Genomic DNA, 16,199 nt, shown 5'->3' with positions numbered 1-16,199 from the left:
ATGATGGAGATCCGTACGAACTTTGTCCGGGGTCTTTTGTAGGAACGCCACAGTGGGGATTTCGGCACCGTTACGTTAGGGCACGCCAGTCCGCCGAACTCTCGGAAAGCCTGCCCAAAATCAGTCCCACCTGCAGGGTGAACGCGCTGCGGCCCTCGGTCGGCTGGTACCCCGTCAGCTCGGTGATCTTCTTCAGGCGGTAGCGGACGGTGTTGGGGTGCACGAACAGCAGCCGCGCCGTCGCCTCCAACGAGGTGCCCTGCTCCAGGTACGTCGCCAGCGTGTCGAGCAGCGGCGTACCGGCGAGCGGCTGGTAGACGTTCTCGATGAGCTGCCGGCGGGCGTCGGTGTCGCCGTCGAGCGCGCGTTCGGCCAGCAGGTCTTCCGCGTGCACCGGGCGCGGCGCGTCCGGCCAGCCGCAGGAGGCCTGCAGCCCGGCCAGCGCGGCCCTCGCGGAGCGGGCGGCGGCGTGCAGGTCGGGCACCTCGGGTCCGATGACGACGGGGCCGACCCCGAAGCGGGACACCACCTGCCGGGCGGCCTCCTCGACGCTGCCCGCGCCGCCGACGATGACGATCAGCCGGTCGGCCTGGACACCCGCCAGCAGGTCCATGCCGATACGGCGGCCCTTCTCGCGCAGCCCGTCGATGACCGCGCGCGGGTCGTCGTCAGGGGGATGCCCGGCGATGACCACCACGGGGGAGGAGGTCCAGCCGAGCGCGGCGGCCCAGGAGTGCAGCCCGTCGTCCACCTCGCCGCGGACGAGGGCGTCGACGATGAGTGCCTCCAGCCGGGCGTCCCATGAGCCTCTCGCCTCGGCCTCGCGGGCGTAGACGTGGGCGGCGGCGAAGGCCACGTCGCGCGTGTAGCGGAGCATGGCCTGCTGGAGTTCGTCCTCGCCGCCGGGCGCGGCCAGCTCGTCGGTCTGCGCCTCGACGACCTCCACCACGACCCGGACGACGTCGACGGTCTGCTGGAGCGAGATCGACCGCTTGAGCTCGCGCGGAGCTGTACCGAAGAACTCGATGCTGGGCGTGGGGCGGTCCTTGCCGGCGTGCTGGAACCACTCGACGAACGCGGCGATGCCGGCCTGCGCCACCAGCCCCACCCACGAGCGGTCCTCCGCGCTGAGCGCGCGGAACCACGGCAGCTTCTCGTCCATGCGCGCCATCGCCGCGGTGCCGAGCGAGCCCATGGCCCGCTCAAGCCTGCGTGTGGTGTCCTCCCTGGTCCGGTCTGTCACGCCTCTAGAGTGCCAGGTCCGTCCCAGTGTCCGGAACGGCCGTCGCCGCCTGTCGGGCGGCGATCGGCCGTACGGGGGCCGCTCAGATGACCGCGACGGCGGTGATCATGCCGATCGCCACGTGCGTGACGCTCAGCAGCCGCGCGCCCGGCTGCAGCTCCGGCTCCTGCACGAGCTCGCGTACGGAGATGCCGACGGTCTTGTCGAACAGCAGCATCGCCACGGTCTGCACCACGATGCCGACCAGGCCGAACACGGCCGTGCCCGCGAGCCCCTCGGCCAGCCGGCCGCCGGAGGACCAGATGGAGGCGGCCACGATGAGACCGACCGCGGCCATGGCGGAGCCGGCGAGCAGGGTGGCGTTCGGGTTGCGGCCCTTGCGGATGATCTCGCTGAGCTTGCCGGGCGTGGCCCAGTCGATCACGTAGAAACCGACGATCATCAGGATCACGCCGACGGCGGCGTATGCGGCGATGGCGCCCGCGCCGCGGGCGAGGGTCTCGAGAAAGGTCACGTCAGGTCCTGTTCAGGCGGATCGTTCGATGGGGGGAAGGGTCAGGCACCGATGCGGTGCGGGACGAAGGAGGAGGTGTCGTCGGTGATCAGGCCGGTCGACTCCCGGATGCCGAGCCCGGCGGCCTCGTCGGCGACCACCCACGCCCCGAGCACCGGACGCTGCCCCTCGAAGTCGGGCAGCGGGTCGAAGCCCTGGAAGACGTAGCCCTCGCGGCCGTAGTCGCCCGGTGTCTCCTGGGTGCCCTCGGGGGTGACGACGCGCATGGAGGCGCCCTCGCGGCCGAGCAGCGGTTTGGCGATGTAGGACGTCAGGTCGCGCGGGCTGTCGAGGTAGGCGGGCAGCAGGTTGGGGTGGCCAGGGTTGAGCTCCCACAGCACCGCCAGCAGCGCCTTGTTCGACAGCAGCGCCTTCCACAGCGGCTCGATCCACGTGGAGTGGCGTACGGCGTGGCGGCCGAAGTCGTCGGAGAGCATCCACTCCCACGGGTAGAGCTTGAAGACCGAGCGGATCACCCGGTCCTCGACGTCGACGAAGCGGCGGTTGAGTGCGTCCCAGCCGATGTCCTCCATGGCGACGGCGACCGTCGCCAGGCCGGCCTGCTCGGCCGTCTCCTGCAGGTAGGCCACCGTCATGGCCTCCTCGCCGGTCTCGTCGGCGTTGGTGAACGCGAAGTGCGTCGGGCCGGGCGGCAGCCGCAGCCCGCGCCAGCGGTCGATCAGCCGCTCGTGCACGGAGTTCCACTGGTCGTCGTCAGGGAACACGTCCTGGAGCCAGAACCACTGCACGACCGACGCCTCCAGCAGCGAGGTCGGCGTGTCGGCGTTGTACTCCAGCAGCCTGGCCGGGCCGGTGCCGTCGTAGCGCAGGTCGAAGCGGCCGTACAGGTGGCCGTCGCGCCGCTCCCACGAGCGGGCGACCTCCTCCCAGGCCCACTCGGGGACGGCGAAGTCGGCGAAGCGGCCGGTGGAGACCACGTGGTCGACGGCCCGCAGGCACATGGCGTGCAGCTCCTCGACCTGCTCCTCCAGCGCCTCGACCTCGTCGAGCGAGAAGACGTAGTGGACGGACTCGTCCCAGTACGGGCGGTCGAGGCCCGCCGGGTGGGCGGCCCGGTGATAGGCGAGGCCGTGGCTCTCGATCTTCTTCTCCCAGCCGTCCCTGGGCGGGTGGTGCTCGCGCCGCACGACGTCAGCTCCCGCCGGTCCAGCTGCGGCCGAAGCCGCCGCGCTGGATCGACTTGCCGCTGCGGCTGCTGATGTTGACGTCGGTGGGACGCAGGGTGGTGCCGCCCTGCATGCGGTTGCCGACCATGCGGCCGCCGTAGTACCACATGTACGCGCCCCGCGAGCCTCCGTAGTAGGCGTGCCCGTCGTCGCAGTAGTCGTCGTCGACGACCTCGTACGTGCCGTCCTCGCGCTGGATGACGCAGTCGGCGGTGACGTCGTCGTCCGTCGTGGCGGCGCAGTAGCCGACCACCATCACCGACAGCACCCCGATGACGACTAACGGCACGACCTTGGACGACTTGCGCGGCGGCTCCTTGGTCGCCTGCGGCGGTTTTGCCATCGAAACCTGCTTTCCTGGGCCGCTCAGCCTAGCGGCGGCCCGTCTCCCCGTTCAATGCGTGAATCCGGTCCGACGGCGCTCGGGTATGACGGAGGCATGGATCCCGTCGAGGCGTTGCGTGAGATCGCCTTCCTGCTCGAGCGTGCCGGCGAGCCGACGTACCGTGTGCGGGCGTTCCGCCGTGCCGCCTCCGTCGTCGCCGATCTCCCCCGTGACGAGCTCGTACGGCTGTCGGGCACTGGCGGCCTCGCCGACCTGCCTGGCATCGGCAAGGTGACCACACTTGTCATCAACGAAAGTCTGCAAGGCCAGGTTCCTACGTATTTGCGGCGAATGCGAGCGACCGCGGAGGTCGAGCTCGACGCGGAGACGGCCGCGCTGCGCGCCGCGCTCAGGGGAGACCTGCACAGCCACTCCGACTGGTCGGACGGCGGCTCCCCGATCGAGGAGATGGCCACGGCGGCCCGCGCGCTCGGCCACGACTACCTGGCGCTCACCGACCATTCGCCGCGCCTGACCGTGGCCGGGGGGCTGTCGGCCGAGCGGCTGGAACGCCAGCTCGACGTCGTGGCGGAGCTCAACGAGCGGCTCGCGCCGTTCCGGCTCCTCACCGGGATCGAGGTGGACGTCAACCCCGACGGCTCGCTCGACCAGGATCCGCGCCTGCTGGAGCGGCTCGACGTGGTGGTGGCGTCCGTGCACTCCAAGCTGCGGATGGACGGCGAGGAGATGACCCGGCGGATGGTCACCGCGATCGCCGACCCGCTGGTGGACGTCCTCGGCCACTGCACCGGACGCGTGGTGCGGGCGGGCGGCAAGCGGGGGGAGAAGCGGCCGGAGTCGGAGTTCGACGCGGAGCTGGTCTTCGAGGCCTGCCGTCGGTTCGGGGTGGCGGTGGAGATCAACTCGAGGCCCGACAGGCTCGACCCGCCCAAGCGGCTGATGCGGCTGGCGTACGAGATGGGGTGCGTGTTCGCGGTCGACTCCGACGCGCACGCGCCCGGGCAGCTCGACTGGCAGCGGTTCGGGTGCGAGCGGGCGGCCCGGTGCGGCATCGACGCCGGGCGGATCGTCAACACCTGGCCGCTCGACCGGCTCCTCGACTGGACGCGAGCCACGTGAGTCTCGCGGGGGGATGGCGTGCGAACGGCATGCAATAGGGCGTCGCGTATGTCATCGTGTGCAAAGGGCGTTTCGTTGTGAGAAGCGGAAAAACGGGCGATCTCACAGGGGTGCTGGCCGGAGCGTGAGACTCCTGTGTCGGTGGGGTTAGGCAGGTGTCGCGGGGACGCCGCGCGGCCCGCGATTGTCGGTGGCGGCACGTAGCGTCGCGGCTGTGAATCGAACCGACCGGCTCTACGCGCTCGTCGAAGACCTGCGCGCCATCGCCCCCCGCCGCCGCTCCGCCCGCGAGCTGGCCGAGCGGTTCGAGGTGAGCGTGCGCACGATCGAGCGCGACATCACCGCGCTGCAGGAGTCGGGCGTGCCGATCTACGCCGAGCCGGGGCGCAGGGGAGGCTACGCCATCGACAAGAAGATGTCGCTGCCGCCGCTCAACTTCACCCCCGCCGAGGCGGTGGCCATCGCCGTGGCGCTGAGCCGGGCCGGTGACCAGCCGTTCGGCCGCGAGGCGCGCAGCGCGTTACGCAAGGTCGTGGCCGCGATGCCCGGCTCCGAGGGCGACCTCGCCCGAGAGCTGGCCCGCCGCGTGCAGCACGTCCAGCCGGAGCCCGGCCCCGGCGACGACCTGCGGCCGCTCGGCGCCGAGGGCGTCTCCCGCGCGATCGAGCAGGCGCTGCTGCGCCGCCGCGTGCTGCGGCTCGACTACGCCGACGCCAAGGGCGCGCTCACCTCGCGCGACGTCGAGCCCGGGGTGTTCCTCGGCGGGCGCGGCGGCTTCTGGTACCTCGTGGCCTGGTGCCGGCTGCGCGACGACGTCCGCGTCTTCCGCCTCGACCGCATCGCCGCCGCCGCGGTCACCCCCGAACGCTGCCCCGACCGTCCTCTGGAGGGCTTCGCCACCGAGGTGCCCGAAATGGTGGTCCACGGCACAGCCCTCGACTAGGCGACACGGCACGCGAAAACACCGACGCAAGCCCGCCGCACGGGCCTCAGGGAGCACTGGCGCGAGGCTGTCGTACGGGCTTCACGGGACACCGGCGAGAGACGTCAGGCGAAAGCACCGACGCAAGCCCGTCGCACGGGCTTCACGGGATACCCGCGCGAGGCTGTCGTACGGGCTTCAGGAACGCCCGTGCGAGGGGTCCGCGTGGGGGTGGAATTCGTGGAAACACCGACATAAGGGTGTCGCGTGGGTGGGGGATTGTCGTCGTGCTCGACAGCACCTGACGACACTCGCCCGCGCCTGACTTCGGCGGTGTCGTCGGGATGTCCCGCAGCAGGTGATCGACACTCGCCGCCGGAGGCCGCCTTCCCCGCGACAGCCGGCCGGAGCGATTCACCCTTAGCCCTGGACACGCCGCCGATCGCCGAGCGGCGGCGCGTCCAGGGCCATATCAGCGGGCCACGTCAGAGAGCCCATATCCATGGGCCCACGTCAGAGGGCCCAGTTCAGAGGCCCACGTGAAAGGGCCCGGGTGAAGGGCCCACGTGAAAGGGCCCACGTGAAAGGGCCCACGTGAAAGGGCGGAGTCAGAGCGCGGCCGTCGACAGCCAGCGGTCCAGGAAGTCGCGGTCGCCGAACACCTCGACCGCGTCGGAGGAGCGCCGTCCGTACAGCACGAGCAGCAGGTCGGCGAGCGGGCCCCGTACGGCGACGTCGCCCTTGGCGTGGCCGCGCTCCCAGGTGAACCTCCCGGCCGGGCCCTGCGTGACGGTCCACTCGCCGTCGCCGTCGGTCGCGTGCAGGTGGATCGTCGCCCCCTCCGCGTCCAGCGTGGCCAGCCGCCGGGTGACCCAGCCGGCGTACGGCAGGTTGGTCAGGTACTCCTCGATCCCGGCGGCCGCGGTCGAGGCCGGGATCTCCGGCTCGATGCCGAGTGCGAGCTCGGCGTCGGCCCGGTGGATCATCAGCTCGAACAGCATCCGGGGCGCCCACCAGGACGCCCGCCGGTCGGGGCCCCACGTCCACACGGGCAGCGCCGGATCGGTGCCGCGCAGGGTGTCCAGCAACGCGGCGGCCCCCGCCCGCAGCCACGCCGTGTCACCCTTCGCGCCCTCGGGCAGCCCGCTCGGCACCTGTGGTGGCCAGACGCGCTCCTGCACCTGCTCGCGCAGCACGTGCGTGGCCCAGCGTTGGATGCGCCCCACGTGGGTGACCAGGTCGGCGAGCGTCCATCCCGGGCACGTCGGCACCGGGACGGACGGATCGCCCGTCAGCGCGACCAGCCTCGCCATCTCGGCGTCGATCTGCGGCGTGTAGTCCTTCACCAGCCCCACATTAGGCGCGAACCCCTCATCAGGCACTAGGCCGCGGGGCACGTGGCGCCCTTCTGCGGGAGCTTGCCGTCGATGAGGTAGGAGTTCACGAGCTGCTGGACGCACTTGCTGCCCGACAGGTAGGCCCCGTGGCCCTCGCCCTCGTACGTCACCAGCGTCCCGGTCTTGAGCTGGGCCGTCAGCTTGGGAGCCCACTCGTACGGCGTGGCCGGGTCGCCCTTGCCGCCGATCACCACGATCGGGGCGGAGCCGGTGGCGTCGATGTGCCGGGCCTCGTCGCTGCCCTTGACCGGCCAGACCCGGCAGAGCCCGCCCGAGCCCTCGCTGCCGAACAGCGGCGAGATCTTCATCGCGGCGGCCTCGGTGCGCCGCAGCGTCGCGATGTCAGGACGCTCGGCCGTGTCGACGCAGGTGATCGCCGGGAAGCTGGTCATCTGGGTGGAGTAGCTGCCGTCGGGGGAGCGCCCGGTGTAGGTGTCGGACAGGAACATCAGGCCCTCGCCCTGCCCCTTGAGCGCCGCGCCGAGCGCCTGCTCCAGGAACGGCCAGGTCATCTCGGAGTACAGCGCGGCGGCCACGCCGGTGGAGGCCAGCCCCTGCGTCAGCATGCGGTTGTCGACCTGCAGCGGCTGGGAGGTGAGCTGGTTCAGCAGCTTGGCGACGTTGGCGTTGGCGGTGTCGAGGTCGCGGCCCACCTCGCACGACCCGCTCTTGACGCACGAGCGCAGGAAGCTCTCGTACGCCTGCTGGAAGCCGCGCGTCTGGGCCAGTGTGCGCTGCTCGAACGTCACCGTGGGGTCGAGCGGCGCGTCGAGGACCATGCGGCCGACGTTCTTGGGGAACAGCGTGGCGTAGACGCCGCCGAGCTGGGTGCCGTACGACATGCCGACGTAGTTGAGCTTGTCGTCGCCGACGGCGGCGCGGATGAGGTCCATGTCGCGGGCCGCGTTGACGGTGCCGACGTAGGGCAGGACCTTGCCGGAGTCCTGCTGGCACAGGGCGGCGAACTGCTTGTTGGCCTCCTCGGTCTTGCGGTGCGTCTCCTCGTCGGGGGGCAGCGTGTCGAGCGCGGTGAAGGTGTCCATCTCCTTGCCGCCGCCGCAGCGTACGCCCGAGCTGCGCTCGACGCCGCGCGGGTCGAAACTGATCAGGTCGTAGCGGTTGCGCAGCGCCGCGAGGGCCTTGCCGGCCTGGTCGAGCGTGTCGACGCCCGACCCGCCCGGGCCGCCGAAGTTGAACACCAGCGAACCGAGCCGCTTGCCGGGACCGGTGGCCGTCAACTTGATGAGCGCCAGTTCGAGCTGCTCGCCGTCGGGCTTGCTGTAGTCAAGCGGCACCGCCAGCTTGCCGCATCGTACGGTGGCGTCCTTGCGGGCCGGGGGCGCTCCGTCGGGCCGCTTGATGTCGGTGCACGGGCCCCAGGCGATCGTCGCGGTCTGGTCGGAAGGGTTGGCCGTCTTCTGCGTGGCCGGCTGGGCCGGCTGGGCGGGCACGGACGAACAGCCGACGGTCAGGAACAGAGCGGCGGCTAGGACGCGACGCATATACAAACTTCCCCTCATAGGCCTTAGGGGGAGGTAGTGCCCACAATACGCGATCCCGCCACTCAACGCGGGTGAGGCGGCACGTACCCCTCCTCGACGTGCCGCCCCACCCGCCGGTCGGTGTCGGCGGGACGGAAAACGACGGCGCTCCCGCGAGTCTTCCACGGGAGCGCCCTCATGAACGGGTTCAGATGCCCATCGACTGGGTGTCGTTGCTCTCGGCGCCGCCGGCCTCGGTGACGCCGTTCTTCAGGTGGTAGCGGGCGATGGCCTCGCGCAGCACCTCGGCGTCGAGCTCGTCCCGCTTGACCAGGCTGGTCAGCACGGCCAGCGTGATGGAGGCGGCGTCGACGTGGAAGTGCCGGCGCAGCGCCGAGCGGGTGTCGGACAGGCCGAACCCGTCGGTGCCGAGCGAGGACCAGTCACCCGGGACCCACTGCGCGATCTGGTCCTGGACGGCCTTCATGTAGTCGCTGACGCCCACGAACGGCCCCCGCGCCCCGGACAGCACCTGGGTGACGTACGGGACGCGCTGCTCGGCGTCGGGGTTGAGCAGGTTGTACTCGTCGCACGCCATGGCCTCGCGCCGCAGCTCGGACCACGACGTGGCCGACCAGACGTCGGCCGACACGCCCCAGTCCTCGGCCAGCAGGCGCTGCGCCTCCAGCGCCCACGGGCCCGCCACGCCGGAGGACAGGATGTTGGCCTTCGGCCCCGGCGTCTGCGGCCCTTCGGCGAACTTGTACAGGCCCTTGAGCAGTCCGTCGACGTCGATGCCCGCCGGCTGGGCCGGCTGCAGGTAGGGCTCGTTGTAGACGGTCATGTAGTAGAAGACGTCCTCGGGCTGGTCGCCGTACATGCGGCGCAGGCCGTCCTTGACGATGTGGGCCACCTCGAACGCCCACGACGGGTCGTAGGCGACCACGCCGGGGTTGGTCGAGGCGATGAGCGGCGTGTGGCCGTCCTCGTGCTGCAGGCCCTCGCCGTTCAGCGTGGTGCGGCCCGCGGTGGCGCCCAGCAGGAAGCCGCGGCCCATCTGGTCGGCCATCTGCCACATCTGGTCGGCGGTGCGCTGGAACCCGAACATCGAGTAGAAGATGTAGATCGGGATCATGTGCTCGCCGTGCGTGGCGTAGGAGGTGCCGGCCGCGATGGTCGAGGCCATCGAGCCCGACTCGCTGATGCCCTCGTGCAGGATCTGCCCCTGCACGGCCTCCTTGTACGACAGCAGCAGGTCCCTGTCGACGGCCTCGTACGTCTGGCCGTGCGGCGAGTAGATCTTGGCGGTCGGGAACATCGCGTCGAGACCGAACGTACGCGCCTCGTCGGGGATGACCGGCACGAAGCGGTGGCCGATCTCCTTGTCGCGCATGAGGTCCTTCAGCAGCCGCACGAACGCCATCGTGGTGGCGACCTGCTGCTTGCCCGAGCCCTTGGTGAACGTGCCGTAGACGTCGTCGGAGGGCAGCTTGAGCGGCCTGGCCCGCAGGACGCGCTTGGGCAGCACGCCGCCGAGCGCGGCGCGGCGCTCCTTCATGTACTGGATCTCGGGGTCGTCCTCGCCCGGGTGGAAGTAGGGCGGCAGGTCGCCCTCGAGGGCGGAGTCGGGGATCGGCAGGTAGAGCCGGTCGCGGAACTCCTTCAGCTCGGCCTTGGTGAGCTTCTTCATCTGGTGCGTGGCGTTGCGCGCCTCGAAGTCCTTGCCGAGCGTCCAGCCCTTGATGGTCTGGGCGAGGATCACCGTCGGCTGGCCGACGTGCTCGCGGGCCGCCTTGAACGCCGCGTACACCTTGCGGTAGTCGTGGCCGCCGCGCGACAGCTTGCGGATGTCGTCGTCGGTGAGGTGCTCGACCATCTTGCGCAGGCGCGGGTCGGAGCCGAAGAAGTGGTCGCGGATGTAGGCGCCCGACTCGACCGAGTAGGTCTGGAACTGGCCGTCGGGAGTGGTGTTCATCTGGTTGACCAGGACGCCGTCGACGTCGGCGGCGAGCAGCGGGTCCCAGTCGCGGCCCCAGACGACCTTGATGACGTTCCAGCCGGCGCCGCGGAAGTACGACTCCAGCTCCTGGATGATCTTGCCGTTGCCGCGTACCGGGCCGTCGAGCCGCTGTAGGTTGCAGTTGATCACGAATGTGAGGTTGTCGAGCTCCTCGCGCGCGGCCAGGCCGATGGCGCCGAGCGACTCGGGCTCGTCCATCTCGCCGTCGCCGAGGAACGCCCACACGTGGCTGCGGCTCGTGTCCTTCATCTGGCGGTTGAGCAGGTAGCGGTTGAACCGCGCCTGGTAGATCGCGCCGATCGGGCCCAGGCCCATCGAGACCGTGGGGAACTCCCAGAAGTCGGGCATGAGCCGCGGGTGCGGGTAGGACGGCAGGCCGCGGAACCCGTGCGACAGCTCCTGGCGGAACGCGTCCAGCTGCGACTCGTTGAGCCGTCCCTCGAGGAAGGCGCGCGCGTAGATGCCGGGGGCGGCGTGCCCCTGGAAGAAGACCTGGTCGCCGGACTCGCCGTGGTCCTTGCCGCGGAAGAAGTGGTTGAAGCCGACCTCGTAGAGCGAGGCCGCCGAGGCGTAGGTGGCGATGTGGCCGCCGACGTTGGTGCGGGCGTTGGCCCGCGACACCATGACGGCCGCGTTCCAGCGGATGTAGGCGCGGATGCGCCGCTCGACGTGCTCGTCGCCGGGGAACCATGGTTCGCGCTCCGGCGGGATCGTGTTGATGTAGTCGGTGCTGCGCAGGCCCGGCACGCCGACCTGGTGCTCGCGCGCCCGCTCCAGCAGTCGGAGCATGAGGTAGCGGGCTCTGGTGCGGCCCTCGGCCTTCACGACGTTGTCGAGCGACTCGAGCCACTCGTTGGTCTCGCTGGGGTCGACATCAGGCAGTTGGCTGGGTAGGCCGTCGCTGATGATCGAGAAACGCTGGCGTCCGGAAGCCACTGGGTCTCGCCTTCCGAGATGGACTGATGTCTGGTCTGGGTCGTCTTCCATCCTGGTAGCTAGCCGTAGAAAACGCATCTCTACTGGTTGGTAACCAGAGTGTCCCTGCTGGCAGGGGGCACTTCTCTGGCCTAGACCACCGATGGTAGGACGAATCGCCACCAAAGGTTACATCCCTAGGGCATTTTAACAAGACAGGAAAACGGATGAAATTTCGCTCGTATGCCTATCCTTGCCCTCAGCCTTGTGGCGTAACCTTTCCCCTCCCCCGATCAGGGGAGGTTCTCACCCGCTGGAGGGCGGTTGTGCGGCGCGAGTCTAGCCGCCGTCCCTCCCGCCGCGCCCTCAAGGGCTCCTGGGGATCGGTGCCGGCGCCCGGTCTGATGGCGTACGGCGATGGCGGGTGCCGGGCATCAGCGGCGCGTAACGGTTCCATCAATTTTGGGCCTCCCTCTAGAGAAGGGGCAAAGGTTTCGAATCTCGCTTTTCGTCCGGCATTCCGCGTACCAATCTGGAGGTATGAAGGCGACGGTTGGAGACCGGCTCCTGGTTCACGCGAATGCCGTGGGCGAAAGGGACCGGACCGGGGTGATCACGGAGGTCATGGGGCCGGACGGCACGCCTCCGTTCATGGTGGAGTTCGACGACGGGCACACCGTCCTGGTGTTTCCGGGGCCCGATGCCCTCGTCGTCCATAAGTAAGCTTTCCGCGTGAGATCCGAAATCTTCGCGGTGTCCACGGGTTCGCGCGAGACGGTGCACGACATCACGTCCGAATGCGCCGCGTTCGTACGTGATCAGGGGGACGGACTGCTGCACGTGTTCGTGCCGCACGCCACAGCGGGGGTGGCGCTGCTCGAACTTGGTTCGGGCAGCGACCACGACCTGCTGGCGGCTCTGCGTGACCTGCTTCCGGCCGACGACCGCTGGCGTCATGCCCACGGTTCGCGCGGCCACGGCAGGTCTCATGTCATGCCCGCGCTCATCCCGCCGTACGTCACGATCCCCGTGCTGGACGGGCATATGGCGCTGGGCATGTGGCAGTCCGTGGCGCTTGTGGACCTGAACGTCGACAACCCGCAACGCCAGGTTCGCCTGTCGTTTTTGTCTGATTGATTCTGACCGACTACGGCCGTACCCGTGGCGACCGTTGACGACTGAGGGTCACAGCGTGTGGACTGTGCCGAAGCGATAAACCGCATAAGCGGGGCCACTCAAGCAGGAGGGATAAACGTGAGCGCGACCGCGGGTCAGGCGCAGGGCGAGCGCGGCCTGGCCGAACGACTCGGCCTCAAGCCGGGTCAGGTGGTGCAGGAGATCGGTTGGGACGAGGACGTCGACGACAAGCTGCGCGACTCCATCGAGAACCTGACCGGCAACGAGCTGCTGGACGAGGACAGTGACGACGTCGTCGACGTGGTGCTGCTGTGGTGGCGCGATGGAGACGGAGACCTGTTCGACGCTCTGACCAACGCCATGCGATCACTCGCCGACGGCGGCCAGATCTGGCTGCTCACTCCCAAGGCCGGGCGCGAGGGCCACGTGGAGCCGAGCGACATCGGGGAGGACGCGGCGACCGCAGGTCTCTCGCAGACCAGCAGCATCTCCGCCGCACCCGATTGGTCCGGTACGAGACTGGTCACACCGAAGGGCCGCCGGTAAGAGCCCGAGCGCCTGCCGTACGGCAGGATGGTGACCGTGAAAGCGCATCCTGCCGAGGTCGGCGCCCTGGCTCCCGATTTCGAGCTGCAGGACCAGCACGGCGCTCCGGTGAGACTGTCCCGGTTCCGGGGACGCAAGGTCGTGCTGGTCTTCTACCCGCTGGCGTTCAGCGGGATCTGTCACGGTGAGCTGTCTGTCCTGCGCGATCATCCGATCGACGACGCGCAGGTGCTGACGGTGTCCGTCGACTCCGTGTTCGCCCATCGTGCGTGGGCCGATCGCGAGGGCTTCACGTTCTCGCTGCTCTCCGACTTCTGGCCGCACGGACAGGTGGCCCGGGCGTACGGTGTCTTCGACGAGGCGAAGGGCGTCGCGCAGCGCGGCACCTTCGTCATCGACCGCGAGGGTGTGATCCGCTGGTCGGTGGTCAACCCGAGCTCCCAGGCGCGTGACGTGGCCGACTACGTCAAGGCGCTCGCCGACATTTCGTGACTTCGTACGGAGGAATCGATGCCCTGCTACCGCTGCGGGGCCCGGCAGACGGACCCGGTGCGCGGGGCGAGTCCCTGGCAGCGTGGTGTGCGCGACGAGTCGCAGGTGCTCGTCTGTCCCGACTGCCAACGGCTGCACGACCTCGACCTCGACTCCTGCGCGACCTGTGGGTCCAGGACGTTGATCTGCCGGCTCGGCGAGGTCGAGTGCCGGGCGTGTGGAGCCGTACGGACGGCACGGGCGCCCGAGACGGTGCGGACCGCGACGGTCGCGGCCCCTCCGGGGCTGGCCGCGGAGGTGGAGGCGGCCCTGAACCGCGTCCTGGGCCGCGCCTGAGCCTCGGGGTGGGTGGCAGGCCCGCACGGGCGCTTGAGAGCGGTGTGAGGGCCGCTGAAAGGCTCCTGGGCACCGGGTCGGGTAGTCGTTGGCCGCGTCGGGAAACGGGTCGGGAGGGCGTCCTGCCCGGGACCTGAGCGGTGTCGGACCGCGAGCCGGACGGCGTGCGGCACCTGGGGTGGAAGGGCGTACGGGGGTGAGCGCCCGTCGGGCGGCCTTTCCAGACATTTGTTGAGCTGCGCTATCGTTCCCTTTCGTGTCCGCTAAGAGTTCGTTCGTTGTCGCGCTTGACGTCGGTGGCACGTCCATGAAGGGCGGCCTGGTCAGCGACACCGGCGTGGTGCTGCTGAGCGAGCGCCGGCCGACCCCCCGGGCCGAGGGCCCGGACGCGGTCGTGGCCGCCATCTCCGCGTTCATCAGCCACCTGGCCTCCTCCGGCGACGGCGAACCGGCCGGGGTCGGCCTCGCCGTGCCGGGCCTGGTGTCCGAGCACTCCGCGATCTACGCGACGAACCTGGGCTGGCGCGACGTCCCCGCCACCGCCTTCACCACCCTGGACATCCCCATCATGCTGGGGCACGACGTCCGCACCGGGGGGCTGGCGGAGAGCATCCTCGGCTCGGGACGCGGCGTGTCCGACTTCCTCTTCCTCCCCATCGGCACGGGCATCGCCGGAGCCTCGATCATCCGCGGGGAACCGTACGGCGGGTCGTCCGGCTGGGCCGGCGAGATCGGTCACACCCCGGTGTTCCCCGACGGCGAACAGTGCGCGTGCGGCCAGTTCGGCTGCCTGGAGACGTACGCGTCGGCGGCCTCGGTCGGCCGGCGCTACAGCCAGCGGGCCGGCGTCGAGGGCGTCCGGGCCGAACAGGTGGTCTCCTCCGACGACCCGATCGCCATCGAGGTGTGGGACGAGGCCGTGGAGGCCCTCTCGCTGGCCCTGGCGACGTACACGCTGCTCCTGGACCCCTCGGTGATCGTCCTCGGCGGCGGCCTGGCCCAGGCGGGCCCGGCCCTCTTCGACCCCGTACGCACCCGCCTCATCAAGCGCCTGGCCTTCCGCGAGGCGCCGCCGCTGATCCCGGCCGCGCTGGGGGTGGACGCCGGAATGCTCGGCGCGGGCCTCTTGGGCTGGCGGGCAGCCGGCCGCCCCGAACTGGGACCTGACTGGTCGGTGGATGTGCGGTCGGAGCCGTTGGTGTCGTAAGGTGTAGTGCCGATCAGGGGCGGTTAGCTCAGCGGTAGAGCACTCGCCTTACAAGCGAGGGGTCACTGGTTCGAACCCAGTACCGCCCACCTGAAAACGAGCCCGGCCAGCGATCACGCTGCGGGGCGGTCGCTCATCAGCTGCCGTCTGGACGCGCTCACGTGATCTCGCCGTGTGCCGGAGGTCGTGGAGTGGACATTCGGACGGTGCTCGGTGTGTGGTGGACGAGATGTGGCTGCTTCGCAGGCCGGGATCGTGGTCGTCTGGTCCGTACCTGTCAGTCAGGGTTTGATCTTCGTCATCCGTTCCAGCAGGAAGGTTCTGGTCGGGAGCGGTTCTGAGCCCAGGGCGTCAAGGATCTGGCCGCCTTGATGTGGCACGATGCCTGCATGCAGCTTGATCAAACTCTGGTGGACGCGGCCATCGCGCAGATGGATCGGCGATGGCCGGTCGATGAGCCAGGTGGTGCGGCGGCCGTCTACCTGGAGGACGGGGAGATCCTCACCAGCGTCGGCTTGGACAACCTGAATGGCGGAGTTTCGCTGTGTCATGAGACCGGTGCCATCTGCCAGGCCTACACGCTCAACAAGAAGGTCACTGCATCGGTGTGCGTTTATCGGGCTTCCGAACGTGACCGCGTCCTCGTCCTTCCCCCGTGCGGCATCTGCCAGGAGCGTTTGGCGCTGTGGGGGCCTGACGTACAAGTCGGTGTGCCTGACGACTCCAGCGTGACGGGGTGGGGCGTTCGCACTCTTCGTGACGTGAACCCGTTCTACTGGGGATCACAGTTCACGGAAGACGGTGCCTGGCCTGCCCCTGAAGTCCACTTCTCTTGACCCGGCTCTGGCCCGTCGCGCCCTTGGTGAGCAAACACCAGCCGGAATGTTCGACCTGCTCGCCGCTACCGAACGCACTTGGTCAGGCGGGATTCTGCGGCCCCTGTCCTTCGGGCGGACGAGGCGGACGGGAAGCCGGTGGACTGGTACATGAGATATCGCTGCCATACACAGGTTGAATTCGTAGAGCCGGTCATGTGGTCACGGTGGTCTCCTCGATGATGAGTCCGGTCTGAGCCAGGCAGCCATCGATCAGGTGGGGCCGGTACTGAATCTTCTTGAGCTTGCGCTTGACGATCCGGACGAGTGTGGTCAGGTCGGTGACCACGAAGTTGGCCATGGAGCGCCGCATCAGCGACCAGACGCCTTCAGTCGGGTTCAGGTCGGGGGCGTAGGCCGGAAGCTGGTAGATACGTAACCAGTCGGCGTTGGCCTCGGCGAAGCGGGCCAGTTCGGCGACCA

At 69.5% G+C, this 16,199-nt stretch carries 17 protein-coding genes and 1 tRNA gene; 10 read left to right on the top strand and 8 right to left on the bottom strand.

From position 1 onward, the window contains the following. Window positions 1–70 precede the first annotated feature (70 nt). The 4 genes from BLR04_RS32770 to BLR04_RS32755 form a co-directional block, all read right to left on the bottom strand. Entirely contained in the window at window positions 71–1,195 is a 1,125-nt protein-coding gene (locus BLR04_RS32770; RefSeq protein WP_176903396.1) for a PucR family transcriptional regulator, read from the bottom strand. A 130-nt stretch (window positions 1,196–1,325) separates the two neighbouring features. Further along, the gene (locus BLR04_RS32765; RefSeq protein ID WP_090772632.1) at window positions 1,326–1,757 is read right to left on the bottom strand and encodes a DUF350 domain-containing protein; all 432 of its coding nucleotides are present in this window, start codon (window positions 1,755–1,757) and stop codon (window positions 1,326–1,328) included. A gap of 41 nt (window positions 1,758–1,798) precedes the next feature. Then, entirely contained in the window at window positions 1,799–2,944 is a 1,146-nt protein-coding gene (locus tag BLR04_RS32760; protein WP_090772630.1) for a glutathionylspermidine synthase family protein, read from the bottom strand. A gap of 4 nt (window positions 2,945–2,948) precedes the next feature. Further along, complete coding sequence (locus tag BLR04_RS32755; RefSeq protein ID WP_090772628.1) at window positions 2,949–3,326, bottom strand: hypothetical protein; 378 nt, start codon at window positions 3,324–3,326, stop codon at window positions 2,949–2,951. Between the two features lie 96 nt (window positions 3,327–3,422). Between BLR04_RS32755 and BLR04_RS32750 the strand changes: the two genes are divergently transcribed. Continuing rightward, window positions 3,423–4,448: a PHP domain-containing protein gene (locus BLR04_RS32750; protein ID WP_090772626.1), complete on the top strand. Its 1,026-nt coding sequence runs from the start codon at window positions 3,423–3,425 to the stop codon at window positions 4,446–4,448. A gap of 214 nt (window positions 4,449–4,662) precedes the next feature. After that, window positions 4,663–5,391: a helix-turn-helix transcriptional regulator gene (locus BLR04_RS32745; protein WP_090772624.1), complete on the top strand. Its 729-nt coding sequence runs from the start codon at window positions 4,663–4,665 to the stop codon at window positions 5,389–5,391. 587 nt (window positions 5,392–5,978) lie between these two features. Here BLR04_RS32745 and BLR04_RS32740 read toward each other — a convergent pair. The 3 genes from BLR04_RS32740 to aceE form a co-directional block, all read right to left on the bottom strand. After that, a complete protein-coding gene (locus BLR04_RS32740) occupies window positions 5,979–6,716 on the bottom strand; it encodes a maleylpyruvate isomerase family mycothiol-dependent enzyme (protein ID WP_143022323.1) in 738 nt (245 codons plus the stop codon). A gap of 35 nt (window positions 6,717–6,751) precedes the next feature. After that, window positions 6,752–8,269, bottom strand: a complete 1,518-nt coding sequence (locus BLR04_RS32735) for an alpha/beta hydrolase (RefSeq protein WP_090772620.1) — start codon at window positions 8,267–8,269, stop codon at window positions 6,752–6,754. Between the two features lie 187 nt (window positions 8,270–8,456). Next, the gene (gene aceE, locus BLR04_RS32730) at window positions 8,457–11,204 is read right to left on the bottom strand and encodes a pyruvate dehydrogenase (acetyl-transferring), homodimeric type (RefSeq protein ID WP_090772618.1); all 2,748 of its coding nucleotides are present in this window, start codon (window positions 11,202–11,204) and stop codon (window positions 8,457–8,459) included. 519 nt (window positions 11,205–11,723) lie between these two features. Between aceE and BLR04_RS32725 the strand changes: the two genes are divergently transcribed. The 8 genes from BLR04_RS32725 to BLR04_RS32690 all read left to right on the top strand — a co-directional run bounded on the left by BLR04_RS32725 (window position 11,724) and on the right by BLR04_RS32690 (window position 15,737). Further along, window positions 11,724–11,906 carry a DUF1918 domain-containing protein gene (locus BLR04_RS32725; protein WP_090772616.1) on the top strand — a complete coding sequence of 61 codons (183 nt, stop codon included), beginning with the start codon at window positions 11,724–11,726 and terminating at the stop codon, window positions 11,904–11,906. Window positions 11,907–11,915: 9 nt separating this feature from the next. Continuing rightward, window positions 11,916–12,320 (top strand): secondary thiamine-phosphate synthase enzyme YjbQ, encoded by a 405-nt coding sequence (locus BLR04_RS32720; RefSeq protein ID WP_090772614.1) that lies wholly within the window; start codon window positions 11,916–11,918, stop codon window positions 12,318–12,320. Between the two features lie 117 nt (window positions 12,321–12,437). Further along, window positions 12,438–12,866, top strand: coding sequence for a DUF3052 domain-containing protein (locus BLR04_RS32715; RefSeq protein WP_090772612.1), 429 nt, complete (start codon window positions 12,438–12,440; stop codon window positions 12,864–12,866). A gap of 27 nt (window positions 12,867–12,893) precedes the next feature. Further along, complete coding sequence (locus BLR04_RS32710; protein ID WP_090772610.1) at window positions 12,894–13,358, top strand: peroxiredoxin; 465 nt, start codon at window positions 12,894–12,896, stop codon at window positions 13,356–13,358. An 18-nt stretch (window positions 13,359–13,376) separates the two neighbouring features. Next, window positions 13,377–13,694 (top strand): hypothetical protein, encoded by a 318-nt coding sequence (locus BLR04_RS32705; RefSeq protein ID WP_090772608.1) that lies wholly within the window; start codon window positions 13,377–13,379, stop codon window positions 13,692–13,694. A 256-nt stretch (window positions 13,695–13,950) separates the two neighbouring features. Further along, on the top strand, window positions 13,951–14,901 hold the full coding sequence (locus BLR04_RS32700; protein WP_090772607.1) for an ROK family protein: 951 nt from the start codon (window positions 13,951–13,953) through the stop codon (window positions 14,899–14,901). Between the two features lie 17 nt (window positions 14,902–14,918). Next, window positions 14,919–14,990 (top strand) — tRNA-Val (locus BLR04_RS32695). Window positions 14,991–15,290: 300 nt separating this feature from the next. Continuing rightward, complete coding sequence (locus tag BLR04_RS32690; protein ID WP_090772744.1) at window positions 15,291–15,737, top strand: cytidine deaminase; 447 nt, start codon at window positions 15,291–15,293, stop codon at window positions 15,735–15,737. A 193-nt stretch (window positions 15,738–15,930) separates the two neighbouring features. Here BLR04_RS32690 and BLR04_RS32685 read toward each other — a convergent pair. Then, window positions 15,931–16,199 (bottom strand): transposase (locus BLR04_RS32685; protein ID WP_176903391.1); only part of this gene is annotated, 269 nt, incomplete at its 5' end.

The sequence above is a fragment of the Nonomuraea maritima genome (assembly GCF_900100395.1).
Lineage (GTDB): Bacteria > Actinomycetota > Actinomycetes > Streptosporangiales > Streptosporangiaceae > Nonomuraea > Nonomuraea maritima.
The sequence above is the reverse complement of the archived record's forward strand: the minus strand, read 5'-3'. Positions and strand labels throughout refer to the sequence as shown.